The organism is Paenibacillus sp. HGF5 (assembly GCF_000204455.1).
GTDB lineage: Bacteria > Bacillota > Bacilli > Paenibacillales > Paenibacillaceae > Paenibacillus_AQ > Paenibacillus_AQ lautus_A.
Genome location: NZ_AEXS01000096.1, coordinates 56692 through 72823, shown reverse-complemented (window position 1 = coordinate 72823; position 16132 = coordinate 56692). Strand labels below are relative to the sequence as shown.

15 protein-coding genes are annotated in these 16132 nt (G+C 47.7%); 13 read left to right on the top strand and 2 right to left on the bottom strand.

The features are described 5' to 3' along the window. Positions 1–56: 56 nt before the first annotated feature. The 9 genes from HMPREF9412_RS15265 to HMPREF9412_RS15225 all read left to right on the top strand — a co-directional run bounded on the left by HMPREF9412_RS15265 (position 57) and on the right by HMPREF9412_RS15225 (position 9838). A complete protein-coding gene (locus HMPREF9412_RS15265) occupies positions 57–1274 on the top strand; it encodes an MFS transporter (protein WP_009592505.1) in 1218 nt (405 codons plus the stop codon). Positions 1275–1448: 174 nt separating this feature from the next. Continuing rightward, positions 1449–2705 carry an MFS transporter gene (locus HMPREF9412_RS15260; RefSeq protein ID WP_009592457.1) on the top strand — a complete coding sequence of 419 codons (1257 nt, stop codon included), beginning with the start codon at positions 1449–1451 and terminating at the stop codon, positions 2703–2705. Positions 2706–2858: 153 nt separating this feature from the next. Continuing rightward, entirely contained in the window at positions 2859–3881 is a 1023-nt protein-coding gene (locus tag HMPREF9412_RS15255; RefSeq protein ID WP_009592551.1) for an ROK family protein, read from the top strand. A gap of 131 nt (positions 3882–4012) precedes the next feature. Further along, the gene (locus HMPREF9412_RS15250) at positions 4013–5224 is read left to right on the top strand and encodes an MFS transporter (protein WP_009592495.1); all 1212 of its coding nucleotides are present in this window, start codon (positions 4013–4015) and stop codon (positions 5222–5224) included. 320 nt (positions 5225–5544) lie between these two features. After that, positions 5545–7995, top strand: a complete 2451-nt coding sequence (locus HMPREF9412_RS15245; protein WP_009592448.1) for a family 16 glycosylhydrolase — start codon at positions 5545–5547, stop codon at positions 7993–7995. Continuing rightward, positions 7914–8162 carry a hypothetical protein gene (locus HMPREF9412_RS33775; RefSeq protein ID WP_441295373.1) on the top strand — a complete coding sequence of 83 codons (249 nt, stop codon included), beginning with the start codon at positions 7914–7916 and terminating at the stop codon, positions 8160–8162. Before HMPREF9412_RS15245 ends, HMPREF9412_RS33775 begins: the two co-directional genes overlap by 82 nt. Before the next feature lie 335 nt (positions 8163–8497). Next, positions 8498–8950: a hypothetical protein gene (locus HMPREF9412_RS15235; protein WP_009592513.1), complete on the top strand. Its 453-nt coding sequence runs from the start codon at positions 8498–8500 to the stop codon at positions 8948–8950. A 173-nt stretch (positions 8951–9123) separates the two neighbouring features. Beyond that, positions 9124–9606, top strand: coding sequence for a DUF2975 domain-containing protein (locus HMPREF9412_RS15230; RefSeq protein WP_009592519.1), 483 nt, complete (start codon positions 9124–9126; stop codon positions 9604–9606). A 10-nt stretch (positions 9607–9616) separates the two neighbouring features. Then, entirely contained in the window at positions 9617–9838 is a 222-nt protein-coding gene (locus tag HMPREF9412_RS15225) for a helix-turn-helix domain-containing protein (protein WP_036672361.1), read from the top strand. Between the two features lie 122 nt (positions 9839–9960). Here HMPREF9412_RS15225 and HMPREF9412_RS15220 read toward each other — a convergent pair whose 3' ends face one another. Next, a complete protein-coding gene (locus tag HMPREF9412_RS15220; protein ID WP_009592455.1) occupies positions 9961–11424 on the bottom strand; it encodes an Msr family ABC-F type ribosomal protection protein in 1464 nt (487 codons plus the stop codon). Between the two features lie 661 nt (positions 11425–12085). On the opposite strand from HMPREF9412_RS15220, the gene HMPREF9412_RS15215 reads away from it, so the two are divergent. The 3 genes from HMPREF9412_RS15215 (at position 12086) to HMPREF9412_RS15205 (ending at position 14710) form a co-directional block, all read left to right on the top strand. Then, positions 12086–12775: a DNA alkylation repair protein gene (locus tag HMPREF9412_RS15215; RefSeq protein WP_441295372.1), complete on the top strand. Its 690-nt coding sequence runs from the start codon at positions 12086–12088 to the stop codon at positions 12773–12775. Positions 12776–13067: 292 nt separating this feature from the next. Beyond that, a complete protein-coding gene (locus tag HMPREF9412_RS15210; RefSeq protein WP_009592475.1) occupies positions 13068–13703 on the top strand; it encodes a glycoside hydrolase family 11 protein in 636 nt (211 codons plus the stop codon). Positions 13704–13870: 167 nt separating this feature from the next. Beyond that, complete coding sequence (locus tag HMPREF9412_RS15205; protein ID WP_009592480.1) at positions 13871–14710, top strand: formylglycine-generating enzyme family protein; 840 nt, start codon at positions 13871–13873, stop codon at positions 14708–14710. Between the two features lie 23 nt (positions 14711–14733). Here the strand turns inward: HMPREF9412_RS15205 and HMPREF9412_RS15200 are convergent, their stop codons facing one another. Next, positions 14734–15075, bottom strand: a complete 342-nt coding sequence (locus HMPREF9412_RS15200; protein WP_009592544.1) for a winged helix-turn-helix transcriptional regulator — start codon at positions 15073–15075, stop codon at positions 14734–14736. Positions 15076–15180: 105 nt separating this feature from the next. Here HMPREF9412_RS15200 and HMPREF9412_RS15195 point away from each other — a divergent pair, with 105 nt between their 5' ends. Then, positions 15181–16101, top strand: a complete 921-nt coding sequence (locus HMPREF9412_RS15195) for an arginase family protein (RefSeq protein ID WP_009592540.1) — start codon at positions 15181–15183, stop codon at positions 16099–16101. Positions 16102–16132 lie beyond the last annotated feature (31 nt).

Here is a 16132-nt window from a genome sequence, read left to right as displayed (position 1 = left end):
AATGAACGTTCCAATATAGTTACACTATCATTTTTATAATAAAAGGAGCGCTTATTATGAATGCAAATGGACATGCAAAGGGAAAGTTGGAGATCACCGCATCGCCCTGGATTATGTTGATTCTTGCTGTTGCGTGCGGCTTGATCGTTGCCAATCTTTACTATACGCAGCCTTTAGTTGAGTCCATCAGCTCATCTATTGGATTATCTTCAGGAGCAGCGGGGGTCATCGTCACGCTGACCCAAATCGGCTACGGGATCGGCTTGCTGTTCATCGTTCCTTTGGGAGATTTGCTCGAAAATCGCAAATTGGTGGTTACGCTGCTGATTCTGACGGCCGTGGTTTTAATCTTTGCTGCCGCAGCCCGAAACGCCGCTCTGTTTCTTGCCGCCTCCTTGTTTATCGGCGTGGGGTCCGTTGCGGCCCAGATCTTGGTCCCATATGCAGCGCATCTCTCCCCGGAGGAGACGAGAGGACGTAATGTCGGTAATGTCATGAGCGGGCTGCTGTTAGGAATCATGCTGGCCCGTCCGGTTTCGAGTTTGGTGGAAAATTATTTCGGCTGGCACGCTATCTTTCTGATTTCATCCGCCATTCTCTTCGTATTGGCTCTGGTTTTGATCAAAGTATTGCCGGCAAGAAAGCCGCAGACGTCCGATCAATATCCGGCTATCATCTCATCCATGCTGCGGCTGCTGAAAACGACGCCGATTCTACGTCGCAGAGCTCTGTATCACGCTTTTCTGTTCGGGATGTTCAGTCTGTTCTGGACAACGGTTCCGCTTGTATTAACAAGTCCGCTGTATCATTTTTCCTCTGCAGGCGTTGCGTTGTTTGCTTTGGCGGGGGTATCAGGCGCGGCCGCCGCGCCTCTTGCCGGCCGTTTTGCGGATAAGGGCCTGATCCGGCCTGCAACCGGAATATCCATCGTGCTGGTGATACTATCCGGACTTTTGCCGATCGTGTTTGCCGGCGGTTCTCTGCTCTCTATCGTAATCCTGGTGCTCGCCGCCATCCTGCTGGATATGGGCGTGTCCGCCAATTTGGTGTTGGGACAACGCGCGATCTTCACTTTGGGAGCCGAGGTACGGAGCCGGCTGAACGGCTTGTATATGGCGATCTTTTTTGCCGGCGGGGCCATAGGCTCCGCAGCAGGGGGATGGGCATACGCTATGGGCGGCTGGAAAGCGGCGATGTGGCTAGGCGTTCTTTTTCCGGCCTTGGCATTGATCTACTTTCTGACGGAACGCAAGGTGGAGCGCGGCAGCAAATAAGAAAAGGCGATACATGTTTTCATCAAGCGTTTTATAGGATAACTTAGAAATATTCTGTAGGATATATGGATCGCGGATAACGCATAATGAGCAATTAAGAAGAAATGTCGCCTGGCGTTAAACGTTATAATGAGTGTAATTCGCGGTAGCGAGATCATACGAAAGGGTGGGACGATGTCAGAAACCGAAGATGCTCAGAAAATCCATTGGAAAAGGAACATCATTCTCTTTTTAAGCAGCCAAACACTTTCGCTGTTCGGGTCTGCCTTGGTTCAATATGCCATTATGTGGCACATTACGCTGACGACGCAGTCGGGCATCATGATGACGCTGTATATTATTTGCGGATTCATTCCGACGTTCCTGCTGTCGCCTTTTGCCGGGGTATGGGCGGACCGCTTCAACCGTAAAACGCTCATTATGATCGCGGATTCTATGATCGCGGTGGTTACGCTGATGTTGGCCATTACGTTTATGCTTGGCTATCAGGCGGTTTGGCTGCTGTTTATCATTTCCGCCGTACGCGCGCTCGGGGCCGGAATTCAGACTCCAGCGGTCGGAGCCATATTGCCTCAAATCGTGCCGCAAGATAAGCTGACGAAAGTAAACGGAATTAACGGCAGCCTACAAGCGCTGATCATGTTCGTAGCGCCCATCGTCAGCGCGGGATTGCTCACTGTAGCAACGATCGAGGCGATTTTTTTTATCGACGTCGTTACGGCTGCGATCGCGATCTTTACATTGTTTGTCTTTCTCAAAATTCCGCTGCACAAAAAGGCGTCGGACACCCAAAAAACGGGTTATCTGGACGACTTCAAAGAGGGCTTGGTCTACATTAAACAGCATGCTTTTCTCAAGTCGTTTTTTATCTTCTTCGCCTTTTTCTTCGTGCTTATGGCGCCTGCTGCCTTTCTGACTCCGCTGCAGGTTACCCGCAGCTTCGGGGACGATGTATGGCGCTTGACGGCAATCGAGATCGCGTTTTCCGTCGGCATGATGGCTGGAGGGGGGATCATTGCTTCCTGGGGCGGCTTTAAAAATAAAGTGTACACGATGGCTATAGCCAGCTTCGTCATGGCCGTGTCCACGTTTGCGCTCGGCATTGTGCCTGTATTCTGGATTTACTTGGCCATCATGGCTGTATTCGGAGTAGCGATGCCCATATTTAATACGCCAACGACCGTCATGCTGCAGGAGAAGGTGGATGAAAATTATCTGGGCCGTATATTCGGTGTCTTCGGGATGATTTCGACTTCCATGATGCCCATCGGGATGCTGATATTCGGTCCGCTTGCCGACATGGTCAAAATCGAATGGCTGCTGATCGGTACGGGGCTGTTGATGCTAATACTTACTGTTTTCTTCATGCGCAATAAGCGATTGGTTGAAGCGGGCATGCCGCTGCCGCAGGAAGAAGCCTCACCGAATTAGTTTACCGGATCTCATCTCAGTAACATATAAAGCCGCATGACATATGCGGTTTTTTTGTTCTTTACGCATGATTATGCCGTTTTGTATACCAGGTAAAGTAGTATATCATAGGGATAACATAGATTAAGATGAAACATGTGTGCAGGGGGGCTTATGAAAAAAGCAAACGCTAACTTAATGAAAGAAATCAATTTAAATATTGTCCGCAAAGCCATGAAGCGAGTAGAAACGGCGACGAAGCCCCAATTGGCCTCATTGACCAAGCTGAGTGTGGTTACGGTGAATTCGTTGGTCAAGGAGCTGTATGAGCTTGGGGAATTGTTTGAAGACGATATCGTTCCGTCCAACGGCGGGAGGCCCGCGCTAACCTATAGATATAATTATAATTTCAGCCTGGCTCTTGTTGTTTATTTGAAGGAGAAGCAGGGAGAAGAGCTGATCTCGGCAACCGTCGTGAATTTGGAAAATGATCAGTTGGCCAAAGAAGAATACACCATGCCTGTATTTGATCGACAGCGCTTCTATGAAATCATTGAGCATTACATTGGGCTTTATCCCTCCATCAAGGTGATTGGTATCGGCATTCCGGGACAGGCCGTCAATGGAGAAATTACGGTAAGCAGTCATCGAGAATTAACCGGGTTTCGCATGATTGAAGAGATCGAATCTCAATTTGGGCTGCCCGTAATGGTCGAGAATGATGTGAATGCTGCCATTAGCGGTTATTCGATGAAGGAGGATTTGGAAGGTGACCAGTGCGTGCTAGGCATGTACTTCCCTATGAAATATCCGCCTGGCCTAGCTATTTATCTCGATGGGAGGATCGTTAAAGGGAAGAACGGCATGTCGGGCGAGATCAAATTTCTGCCCATTGGCCTGGATTGGAGTCAAGACATGACAACGGAGAAGTTTGTGCATGCTGTGTGTAAAATCATACATACTGTTAATGCCGTCCTGGCACCTGACAAAATCGTGATATATCAATACCGAATGGAGGCGGAAGCCTGGTCTCAGGCTTGGGAAACTTATCGGCTTCAACATCCCATGCCTTCTTATCCTGAAGTGGTGTTGAAGCAGACGTTTCAAGAGGACTTTGAAGCAGGCATGCGCTGGCTAACCCTGCAAGAATTGGAACCGACCCTTGATCTTGCAGTTGACCGGAACCCTCGGAATTGATATTCCGAGGGTTTTTTGAGTTTTGAATCTTGACAAAAAAAAGATGCTGTTGCATATTAAATAAATACACTTTATAAAGAGTATTTATTTAGTGAAACGAAGATGTATTTACAAGGGGAGAAGGTGTACGCTTGGCAACCTGGTTTTTGATTATCATTTATTTGGCTTTTATTAGTTTGGGACTACCCGATTCTTTACTTGGATCCGCCTGGCCGGTGATATGGCCCGACATTGGGTCTTCCGTCGGCTCTGCAGGCATCGTGTCCATGGTTATTGCAGGAGGAACCATTGTTTCGAGTCTGGCAAGCGGCTCTATGATAAAGCGGTTAGGAACAGGGAGAATCACCCTGTTCAGCTGCTTCCTGACTGCAGGAGCTCTGCTTGGTTTCTCCTTGGCTCCCTCTATGGCTTGGCTTGTCGTTTTGGCCATTCCACTGGGTTTAGGGGCGGGTGCTGTGGATGCTGCTTTGAATCATTATGTTGCTGAGAATTATAAGGCGCATCATATGAACTGGTTACATTGCTTTTGGGGTGTCGGGGCAACAATGGGGCCCATTATTATGTCCTCTTACATTGCAGATCATAACTCCTGGAGAAGCGGATATACAACTGTATCCATAATCCAGTTCTCGCTTGTAATCATTTTGCTCATTACGCTCCCGTTATGGAAACGCGTCGCAGCAATGCGGGAGATTGACCGGCCGCAAGCCGAAAGCGTAGTCGATAATGAAAAGCGCCAACAGGAGCAGATCGTAAAAACAGGCATATTTCGAATCAGAGGCGTTAAACCAACACTTACGGCATTTTTATTCTATTGCGGAGTCGAAACCACGGTGGGGTTGTGGGGAGCCAGTTACCTTGTCGGTGCTAAACATATTTCAGCCGATACGGCTGCCATATGGATTTCTTTATATTACGGAGGTATTACGCTAGGAAGACTGATTACCGGCTTTATCACGCTGAAGGTTGCCAATCGTCTGTTGATCCGCTATGGACAGCTCATCACCATTCTAGGTGGGATTATCCTTGTGCTACCTCTTAGTGCTTCCTTTTCTCTGACGGGATTTATGCTGATTGGACTTGGCCTTGCGCCCATTTATCCTGGACTTCTTCATGAAACGCCTTCTCGGTTCGGAAAAGAACATTCGGCCAAGCTGATGGGTTATCAAATGGCCGTCGCCTATACGGGGACCACGCTGCTTCCCCCCATGTTTGGATTGGTCGCTTCGCAGACAAGCATCGGATTGTTCCCTTCCGTTGTCCTTGCCTTCCTCATCTTCATGTGGCTGAGCGCCGAGAAAGTGAACCGAATTTTGAGCAAGCAAGCGAAACAAGTGACGTAATTGTTGGCGTCCTCCACATGATAATTTAAAGTTTACCCAATTAATATTATGTCAACTAATCCAAAAGACAGAAGGCTGCCGAAGAGGCAGCCTTCTGTTCATTGTCGCATGGAAAATAACTCTACGCACCATGATTCGCGAATTTCTGACAGTAGCCAAGTCTTTGCATTTGAGTTATCCAAAATATTGAGACCTTACCCTAAATTTGGAACCTATTCATCAGATTAGGAATTCGATAGAATGAAGACGTCCTCAGCTGTAAGCGTTTTCCTGCAGGTGCTATTGCTGAGAGCACACAATATGAACAAGGGAGGGTATTCATGAAGAGATCTTACGCGACGGAAAGGCGGTACTTGCAAAAGGGATTGAGTTTGTTCTTCGCGGTTGTCATGCTGGCAAGTGTCGGATTATGGCCAGCTTCGAAGGTCGAGGCAGCAGATACTACGGTGACCTCGATGGATTACTTTTCGGCGGCTGACGGACCGGTCATCTCCAAATCAGGAGTCGGACAGGCCAGCTATGGCTTTGTTATGCCCATATTCAACGGAGGCGCAGCTACTTGGAATGATGTAGCCCAAGACGTGGGCGTCAAAGTGAAAGTGGGCGGCAGCTGGGTCGATATCGATAGTGTGAGCAGCTTTATTTATAATCAGAATTGGGGACATTGGAGCGACGGAGGATTTACAGGTTATTGGTTCACGCTTTCTGCAACGACGGAGATTCAGCTGTACTCGAAAGCGAATGGGGTTACCCTGGATTACAGGCTGGTGTTTCAGAACATTAACAAAACCACGATCACGGCCATGACGCCGACCCAAGGGCCGCAGATTACTGCAAGCTTTACGGGGGGCGCCGGTTTTACCTACCCTACGTTCAATAACGATCCGGCCGTGACCTATGCAGCCGTCGATGATGATTTGAAGGTGTATGTAAAGCCTGTTAACAGCAGTGCTTGGATTGACATCGACAACAACGCTGCAAGCGGCTGGATCTATGACCAAAACTTCGGACAATTCACGGACGGAGGCGGCGGGTATTGGTTTACCGTAACGGAGTCGATCCACGTCAAATTGGAATCGAAAACGTCCGGAGTTAACGTCGTGTATACCATCACTTTTAATGAAGCCGTACGAAATTCGTATGTCATTACGCCTTATGAGGGAACGACCTTTACGGCAGATGCTAACGGTTCTATCGGCATTCCGCTGCCTAAGATTGACGGGGGAGCGCCGATAGGTAAGGAGCTTGATAATTTCGTATATCAGATTAACATCAACGGGCAGTGGGTTGAGCTGGGGAATTCCGGCCAGAGCGGATTTACATACGCTGCCAATGGCTATAACAACATGTCCGATGCGAATCAATGGGGATATTGGGCCGATTATATTTATGGCCTGTGGTTTCAGCCCATCCAGGTAGATATGCAGATCCGGATCGGCTATCCATTGAACGGGCTAAAGGGAGGCAGCGTGGGCAGCAACTACGTCAACTACACGTTGATTGGCAATCCGGATGCTCCTCGCCCGGATGTAAGCGACCAAGAGGATATTGCGATCGGGACACCAAGCGACCCGGCCATCCAAGGCATGAATCTCATTTGGCAGGATGAATTTAATGGCACGACATTGGACACAAGCAAATGGAACTATGAACAAGGTTATTATCTTAATGATGATCCTAACACCTGGGGCTGGGGCAACGCGGAGCTGCAGCATTATACCGATAGTGCGCAAAATGTGTTCGTGCAGGACGGGAAGCTGAACATCCGCGCATTAAACGATCCCAAAGCTTTCCCGCAGGATCCGAACCGGTATGCCCAGTACTCCTCCGGTAAGATTAACACGAAGAATCATTTTACCCTGAAGTACGGACGAGTCGACTTCCGTGCGAAACTGCCGACTGGCAATGGCGTATGGCCGGCACTATGGATGCTTCCGCAAGACAGCCCTTACGGAACATGGGCAGCATCCGGCGAAATCGACGTGATGGAAGCAAGAGGGAGATTGCCTGGTTCGACGAGCGGTGCCGTGCACTTCGGTGGAACATGGCCGGCGAACCAACATATTTCTGGCGAATATCATTTCCCGGAAGGGCAGAACATCAACAATGATTATCATGTCTATTCCGTCGTATGGGAAGAGGACAACATCAAATGGTATGTGGATGGCAAGTTTTTCTTCAAAGTGACGAATGAACAATGGTACTCCTTGGCCGCGCCAAACAATCCGAACGCACCTTTCGATCAGCCTTTCTACCTCATCATGAATCTGGCGCTCGGCGGAAATTTTGACGGCGGCATTTCCCCGAATCCGTCCGATATTCCTGCTACGATGCAGGTCGATTATGTTCGGGTTTATAAAGAAAACGGCAGCGGTAATCCTGGAAATGTGCCGGTTACCGGCGTCACGCTGAATCCAACCACCGCTCAGGTGGAAGTGGGTCAGAGTCTTCAGTTAAACGCCGGCATAGCGCCCTCCAATGCAACGAATAAGCAGGTGACTTGGACCGTTTCGGGTGCGAGTGCTGCCTCTGTGAGCCAGGAAGGCGTCGTGACGGGGCTCGCTCCGGGTACGGCAACCGTTACGGCTACGACCGTCGACGGCCAGAAAACCGCTTCTTCCACGATCACGGTGGTACCGGCGCCATCCACCGTGATTGTCATCGGCGATGAGGTGAGGGGACTGAAAAAATCGGCAATGACCTGCTGTTCTATATTAACGGCGCTACCTTTGCCGATCTGCATTACAAGATCAATAACGGCGGGCAGCTGAACGTAGCCATGACCCCAACGGGGAACGGCAACTATACTTACCCTGTAAACAATCTGAAGCAAGGGGACACCGTCGAGTACTTTTTCACCTATAACCCGGGACAAGGAGCCTTGGATACCCCTTGGCTCACCTATATCCATGGCGTGACCCAAGGAACGCCGGAGTAAATTGATACTTCGACAGATCATGCTTTTAACTGGAGATACGGTTATTTATTTCGGTTGCAGGAGTGCAATTCACATCCTCTAACAGGCGGGGCGAAGTCTTACGACTTCCCTCCGTCTGTTATTTTGTTTTTCCTATAGAGCACCACAATGGTATTGCAACTCGGCATGAGGCATCGCAATGAAACGCCTGAGGTTCAATAACCATTTATCATAAGCCATGAGTCACTTTGCCCAACGTTGTGCCTAGTATTTTGGTATAGTTATGGAAGAAGCTGCCGCGAACACTCGAAAACAATCTTGAACTTTTATGACCAACCACGAGGGAGGAGATGCGGGTGAGCAAGCGCTTTTGGTATGTCTTTTTGGCAATCTGCGTCCTGCTCCTGCTTAGCGCGACGGTATATTCGGCAAGTCAAAACCGCACCTCGTTCAAGGAGCTGGTCCTTGATCAGCTGAAGGAATCCGGCACGATCCGTGAGCTGGACATTGTAAGAAACCGGAACCGCCCGAACGAGCAGCAGCTGAAAATGACGGATCAAGCGGAGATTGACCGCATCGTGAACAGCTTCTCGGATCTCAAACTGCGTAAGAACAGCGTAAGGGATCACAGCGGCAACGAATATGAGATCCTGTTGAGTACCGAATACGGCCCGACCTTTACTATAGTCGTTTATAGTCCAGACCATATACTAATTGATAACCATTCGAGCAATCATAAAAGGTACGGCAAGGAGTATAAAATCGTGAGCGATTTCGCTCCAGGTTTCTTTGAATCCCTGTTCCGGTGACATCTTGTGGATGAAAGCATTCTTCGTAATGAAGAATGCTTTTTTTCAATTTCAGAATAAAAAGTATAATCAATTAACAGTAATAATATAATAAAACACAATAATGATTTATTGTAAAACGATAAATTATGTGATAAAGTCAACAATGAAAATATCGAAGTGAGGTGCTTTTGATGAAACAAGTTTCAACGCTCTTTTTAAAGGTGGCTGTTATTCTTATCGGTATTCCGATTCTTGCTTTGTGCATCTTTTTGGTGCCGGAGATCGCGAATTTTGCTGCCGAGCTGTATCCGGATATGAGTTATATTAAATATCTCGTATTCATCGATTTTTATGCCGCGGCGATCCCGTTTTACTATGCGCTGTATCAAGCCTTTAAGCTTTTAAGTTATATTGATAAGAACAAGGCGTTCTCGGAATGGTCCGTACGAGCTTTAAAGAGTATAAAATACTGTGCAATCACAATCAGCAGCTTGTTCGTGGTTGGCCTGCCGCTGTTCTATCTTGTTGCGGAGAAAGACGATGCCCCGGGCATCATCTTGATCGGATTGATCTTGATTTTCGCCTCCATGGTGATTGCCGTTTTTGCCGCCGTCCTTCAAAGGCTGTTACAAGAAGCGATCGATATCAAATCGGAAAACGACTTAATAATCTGAGGTGAACGACATGGCCATAATAATCAATATCGATGTGATGCTGGCAAAACGAAAAATGAGCGTTACGGAGCTTTCTGAGAAGGTTGGAATCACGATGGCCAATCTCTCCATATTGAAGAACGGAAAGGCAAAGGCGATACGATTATCGACTTTAGAGGCGATTTGCAAGGCTTTGGAATGTCAGCCCGGAGATATTTTAGAATATCGAATGGACGAAGACCGTCTTGAATAAAAATGGAGCAACCTAGTTTAACGCGAAAAGGCTTAGGACCCGCCATAAAGGCTGTCCTAAGCCAAACTTTTTACCCGGCGAAACACCATTTCCTATCCTCCGCTTAAAGACCCGAACGATACTTATTCCCTCTGAATGATTTTTTTGTCCTTGATTTCATATACGGTATCGGCTACATTGTCGATCAAACGGAAATCATGCGATACGAATATGATGGTTCCCGCATAGTTCTTCATTAATTGTTCCAGCGCTTCCACCGCAGGAAGATCCAGAAAATTGCTGGGTTCATCCATCAGCAGTATGTTGTACCGTCCTAACAGCATTTTGGCAAGCTGCAATTTCATGATTTCTCCGCCGCTCAACACGGATAAAGCCTTGCGTACATCCTGTTGAGAAAATCCCATCGATGCCAGAACGGCGCGAATGTCCGACACTTCATAATCACTGTCTTCCTTCATGAACTCCATAACCCCTTGATCACGGTCAAGCTTGTAACCCGTTTGGGCAAAATAGCCGATTTCCGCTTTAGGGGATACGGAAATACCATGCTCACGATGGAGTATCATCTTGAAAAGCGTCGTTTTGCCAGATCCATTCGCACCGGTGACCGCGATCTTGGCACCCAATGGAAATTGGAAGGAGGCCTCCTCGAAAATTTCCTTGCCCTCAAACTGTTTGCAAATGTCTTTTCCGGTAATCGGAAACGGATGATGAAGCTCCAAGGCTTTGCTTTGCCGAAAACGGATGGATCGCATGGCTTCAGGAGGTTTCACCTCACCAAGAGCTTCGATTCGATGCTCCATATTTTTAGCGGCATTATGGAGCTTTTTCTGTTTGCTGCCCGTCGATTTTTGATGAGCCAGGCGGCCGCCGCCATCGGAGCTGTTTTTTCTTGGAGCGCCTTTAGCCTTTTGATCCACTTTTTGAGCCTGGCTAAGCTTTTCGGTAATGGCTTTCTCCAGCCGCTCCCGTTCCGCAGTAAACTGCTTATATTTTGCAGCCTGACTATGCCGCTCCTCTTCCTTAAGGCGCAGGTAATCGGAATAACCGCCCCAGTACTCCGTGATTTTCCCCTCATTCAACTCCCAGATCTTGTCGACGACCTGGTCAAGGAAATAACGGTCGTGACTGATGATGAGTAAGGCGCCGGAGTAATATTTAAGCTGGTGGACCAGAAAGTCTATGCCATCCCGATCCAGGTGGCTCGTCGGTTCATCGGCAAAAATTCCGTGCACCTCTCCGGAGAGCGCCTGGGCTATTTTTAGCCGTGTTTCTTCACCGCCGCTCATATGTTCCGCGTCACAGTGCTCGATTCCCAGCTTGCCGATTAAAGCGTAATCTTGAATCTCCAGCACAATGACATCATCCAACTGGGGAATATAATGGAAGCTGCCTTCCCGAATAACTTTACCATGGGACAAAGGAATTTCCCCCAGCAGCGCTTTTAGCAGTGTGCTTTTGCCTGCTCCGTTCACGCCAACCAGTCCGATGCGATCATAGCTGTAAAGCTCCAGTTCATCAATGTCCAGAACATCTCGTCCCGAATATTCCACTACCATATCTTTTGCTTTGATCAAGAATTCCATATTGATTTCCTCCTTCAAAAATCGCAGTTTCTGTTCGCAGGATCGCCTGCGATTGAAGAAGAGAGGTTTAAATAAAGAAGTACCAATGCATGGATCTCATAAGATTTGCCTCATTTCCTATTGATTTGTCTAAATTTCGGATAGATGGAAGCAGCACGCTTCTTTTTTGGCAATAAAAAATACAGATCCGAGTCCACAATGGGGCTTAAATCTGCATGGATCACGAGAGAAGATGGCGATATAAAGGCATAGCTAAAAAAAGCTAACCGTGTCGCAATCCATGTCTACATACGCAGGAAATAAGCAACTCAAAAAAAGCCCACATTCGTGGTTGGAAAATCCGCTTTTTTATGGCCGGCTTATCTTATACGCATGGAATGTAACATAGATCACGAGCCTCCTCATCAATGATACGTTGAATTCTAGCATTGACGGCTATACCTGTCAATGAAGATCGGCTCAGTCCACCATAAGGAGAAGCGGGGTGTTTTCAAAGAGAAAGGACGATCATGGTTAACTTTGGTTGTAAGGCTGCACAAGCCGACTTATGATATAATTTTTCGTAATTAATATATTTCCATCCTTACCCGGATATCTACGTGATTTACGAATGAATACTGTACAAAAAAGGAAGTGGATTATATTGGAATTCGACGTGGTTATGCAGGAACTGGAGTCACTCGGCAAGGAACGGATTAAAAAAAACTATATGAGCAATGGTGCACACGAGCCGCTTTTTGGGGTTGCTACTGGTGCCATGAAGCCGTTAGCAAAGAAAATCAAGAAAAATCAACCTTTAGCAGAGCAGCTTTACACCACCGGCAACTATGATGCGATGTATTTTGCCGGCATTATTGCAGACCCCATGATCATGACGGAAGCCGATTTCGATCGTTGGATGGATCGTGCCTATTTTTATATGCTGTCAGATTATGTGGTTGCCGTGACTTTGGCCGAAACGGAAATTGCTCAAACAGTTGCCGATAAGTGGATCGCTAGCGGTGAAGAGCTTAAAATGTCGGCAGGCTGGAGCTGCTACTGCTGGCTTTTGGGTAATCGTGCGGACGCTGCATTTGATACCGTCAAGATCGAGAGCATGCTCGAACAGGTGAAAAACACGATCCACGACTCCCCTGAACGAACGAAATCCGCTATGAACAATTTTGTATACACCGTAGGGGTTTCTTATTTGCCAAGCCATGATAAGGCGGTAGAAATCGCGAAGGCCGTCGGCCCAGTCGAAATCAAAAGGGACAAGAAGAAGAGCAGCATCCTGCTGGCTTCCGACAATATTCAAAAAGAGATCGAGAGAGGGAAGATCGGATTTAAACGCAAATATGTAAGGTGTTAGGCAAGTCTGCAATAAGAAGAATCGTAATCGAATAGGGGCAAAATATAAGCATGCATAAGTCGCGGGAAACGCGGCTTTTTTTGTTTATGGTATCGGCAAGTCATCACCGAATATCCGGAGTGTCCCATTACTTACTATAATTACCAAGAAAATCAATACATCATATTTAATTTGTTAATATTTATGTAACCGCTATCATCCTATAATTTGTTTAGAAAGGAGGTAAAAGTAAAAAACAGAGAATCATTCGACATTCGGTTGTACAGAGCAAACACAAAAGAGGAGGTAGATTATGATTAAGTTTAGTAAAAAGGTAATGACGCTGGTGCTGGCAGCTTCCATGAGTTTTGGTTTGTTTGCAACAACCTCGAACGCAGCGACGGACTACTGGCAGAATTGGACCGATGGCGGCGGAACGGTCAATGCCGTTAACGGCTCCGGAGGCAATTACAGCGTAACGTGGCAAAATACCGGGAATTTCGTTGTCGGCAAAGGCTGGAATACAGGATCGCCGAACCGGACGATTAACTACAATGCCGGCGTCTGGGCGCCGTCCGGCAACGGGTATTTGACGCTCTACGGCTGGACGAGAAACTCGCTGATCGAATATTACGTCGTTGACAGCTGGGGTACTTACCGGCCTACCGGAACGCATAAAGGCACCGTGACCAGCGATGGGGGCACCTATGACATCTATACAACGATGCGATACAACGCGCCCTCGATTGACGGCACACAAACATTTGCCCAGTATTGGAGCGTTCGGCAATCGAAGAGAGCTACAGGCGTAAACTCCAGCATCACGTTCAGCAACCACGTGAACGCATGGGCAAGCAAAGGAATGAATCTGGGAAGCAGCTGGTCTTACCAGGTGTTAGCGACAGAGGGCTATCAGAGCAGCGGGAGCTCCAACGTAACGGTGTGGTAACTTCCCAACCATCAATCATAAGTAAGCCGTCATCCTAACCAATCCGTTATCCGGATGCGTTGCAGGCCGTTCTCTGTTTGAGCAGCGGCCTTCGACGTTGCCGGAGGCGAGCTGCAGACCGGGGCATGACTTATCGATTCTTCTATCAGCTTAAAGGAGATCTATCCATGAGAAAGCTATGCTTGTTTCTTTTTATAGCAGCAATGCTTGTGATCGGCGCTTGTTCGCAGGATAAACTTGATAAGAAGGAAGATCTTGTGTTCGTAGAAGGCGGGCCTATTAAGAACAACAAGTCCAACTACGCTGGACAAAGCGTGTCGTTATCAAGCTTCTATATCGGCAAATATGAGGTCACTCAAAAAGAGTGGGAAGAAGTCATGGGGAGCAATCCATCGGAATTCGTTGGAGATCAACTGCCGGTTGAAATGGTGAGTTGGTATGACGTTGTGGAATACTGCAATCGAAGAAGCATACAGGAAGGATACGAACCGTATTACAACATCCACAAGGATAAAAAAGACGCAAATAATAAGAATGATAATGATCATATAAAATGGACCGTCACGATCAATGAGGGAGCTGACGGCTATCGGTTGCCTACTGAAGCGGAGTGGGAATATGCTGCTAGCGGAGGGCAGGCGAGCAAAGGCTACGCATACAGCGGAAGCCATAATGCCGACGAGGTTGCATGGTATTGGAGAAACGCCGGAGATCAATACTTATCCGGAGATTGGAACTGGCCCGTCATCGAGAACAACCATAATCAAACCAAACCGATCGGCACCCAGAAGCCCAACGAGTTAGGCATTTACGATATGTCAGGCAACGTTAGGGAGTGGTGCTGGGACTGGTATGGCGACTCGAACAGCCAAAGCGGCACCTTTCGGGTGGTGAAGGGCGGCGGCTGGATCGGCGACGTCAGCAACAACGAGATCTCGTTCCGAGGCAAATTCGATGCCAATGGCTTTGGCCCGGATCAAGGTTTTCGGGTCGTTCGCGGAGCGTAGTCGGGGAGCCAGCCGTTCCGATTTTAATCGTATTGATTCTTTACTCCCCACTCGCATAACCCTTCCAAAACGGGTAATAGCGTTACCGCTTTATCCGTGAGGCTATACTCGACTTTAGGGGGGATTTGAGGGTATTCTTTCCGTTTCACGAGTCCATCCGCCTCCAATTCCTTAAGCTGCGAACTCAATGTTTTGTAAGTAATGGCGCCGATCTGTCTCTTCAGATCATTGAAGCGAACCGTTTGGTTTTCTGCAAGAAGGTAGATAATGACCATTTTCCATTTGCCGCCGATCACGGACACCGTATAACCAAAAGGCGTATCTTGAATATTCTTAACTTTACCTTTAAATTCAGCCATGCTCATATTTACACTATCCTTTCGGGTAGTACCTTTCAAATAAGTGCGTACTACTTTTTTATTTGTGCTCAGTCTATACTAACCTTACTTTGAAGTAAAGGAGACAACAGCATGACTAAAAAAACGAAAACGATACGCCTGTTAATGCCGCAATGGCAAGGGGGGAACAACCCCAACTACTCTTTTGGAGCCGAACTGCTTGCTTGGCTGGCTCCGGATAATGATCAACCCCTTATCCATGTTCCCGTCCAAGCCTATGATGGAACGCCTCTTGAAAACGAGAACGGTATGAATGGCAGAACACAGCTGCTCGAACAGTTAAAGGCGGCTCATCATCTGATCCATGCCCATAAACCGGATCGCATTGTCATGTTTGGCGGCGACTGCTTGGTCGAACAAGCTCCTTTTGCCTATTTGAACGAACGATACGACGGGGAGTTAGGTTTAATCTGGATCGATGCTCACAGTGATTTGGTGAGATATGTAGGCTATGATAACGGGCATACGGTACCCCTGGGGAATCTGTTGGGAGAAGGGGATGAGGAGTTTGCCAAACATGTGAACATCCCTCTAAAACCCGAGAACGTCTTTATTGCAGGATTAGCAGCGCCTACCGAACAAGAAGCCAAGGTGATCTCGGAAGGATTCCAAAAGCTAGGCATCGGTTTTGCGGAGCAGGACACAGACATGATCCAAAGGCTGGGCATTCGAACTGCTGGCACCGAGGAGTTGAAGAACAGTACTGCGCCTATTAAAGCGTGGATCAAAGAACGCGGCATTAAGCACCTGGCGATTCACCTCGATCTGGACGTGCTTGATCCCAAGGCATTCCGGTCTTTGCTGTTCGCGAACCCTGAAGAACCCTTCAATTTATCTCCTCAGGGAACCATGCAATTGCCGCAGCTGCTTCATCTGCTGAAGGAACTGTCTGAAGAGACCGATGTCGTGGGTTTAGGGATCACGGAGCATCTGCCATGGGATTCTATCTATTTGAAGAAACTACTGGCTGAAATGCCTATTTTAAATAACTAAAAGCCACAAACCGTTTTATCATAGATGAATC

Excerpts from the sequence above, each read along its gene's own strand:
- HMPREF9412_RS15230 (WP_009592519.1), top strand. The coding sequence starts at position 9,124 with ATGAAACAAGTTTCAACGCTCTTTTTAAAGGTGGCTGTTATTCTTATC.
- HMPREF9412_RS15205 (WP_009592480.1), top strand. The coding sequence starts at position 13,871 with ATGAGAAAGCTATGCTTGTTTCTTTTTATAGCAGCAATGCTTGTGATC.
- HMPREF9412_RS15215 (WP_441295372.1), top strand. The coding sequence starts at position 12,086 with ATGCAGGAACTGGAGTCACTCGGCAAGGAACGGATTAAAAAAAACTAT.
- HMPREF9412_RS15260 (WP_009592457.1), top strand. The coding sequence starts at position 1,449 with ATGTCAGAAACCGAAGATGCTCAGAAAATCCATTGGAAAAGGAACATC.
- HMPREF9412_RS15195 (WP_009592540.1), top strand. The coding sequence starts at position 15,181 with ATGACTAAAAAAACGAAAACGATACGCCTGTTAATGCCGCAATGGCAA.
- HMPREF9412_RS15265 (WP_009592505.1), top strand. The coding sequence starts at position 57 with ATGAATGCAAATGGACATGCAAAGGGAAAGTTGGAGATCACCGCATCG.
- HMPREF9412_RS15220 (WP_009592455.1), bottom strand. The coding sequence starts at position 11,424 with ATGGAATTCTTGATCAAAGCAAAAGATATGGTAGTGGAATATTCGGGA.
- HMPREF9412_RS15245 (WP_009592448.1), top strand. The coding sequence starts at position 5,545 with ATGAAGAGATCTTACGCGACGGAAAGGCGGTACTTGCAAAAGGGATTG.
- HMPREF9412_RS15255 (WP_009592551.1), top strand. The coding sequence starts at position 2,859 with ATGAAAAAAGCAAACGCTAACTTAATGAAAGAAATCAATTTAAATATT.
- HMPREF9412_RS15210 (WP_009592475.1), top strand. The coding sequence starts at position 13,068 with ATGATTAAGTTTAGTAAAAAGGTAATGACGCTGGTGCTGGCAGCTTCC.
- HMPREF9412_RS15200 (WP_009592544.1), bottom strand. The coding sequence starts at position 15,075 with ATGAGCATGGCTGAATTTAAAGGTAAAGTTAAGAATATTCAAGATACG.
- HMPREF9412_RS15225 (WP_036672361.1), top strand. The coding sequence starts at position 9,617 with ATGGCCATAATAATCAATATCGATGTGATGCTGGCAAAACGAAAAATG.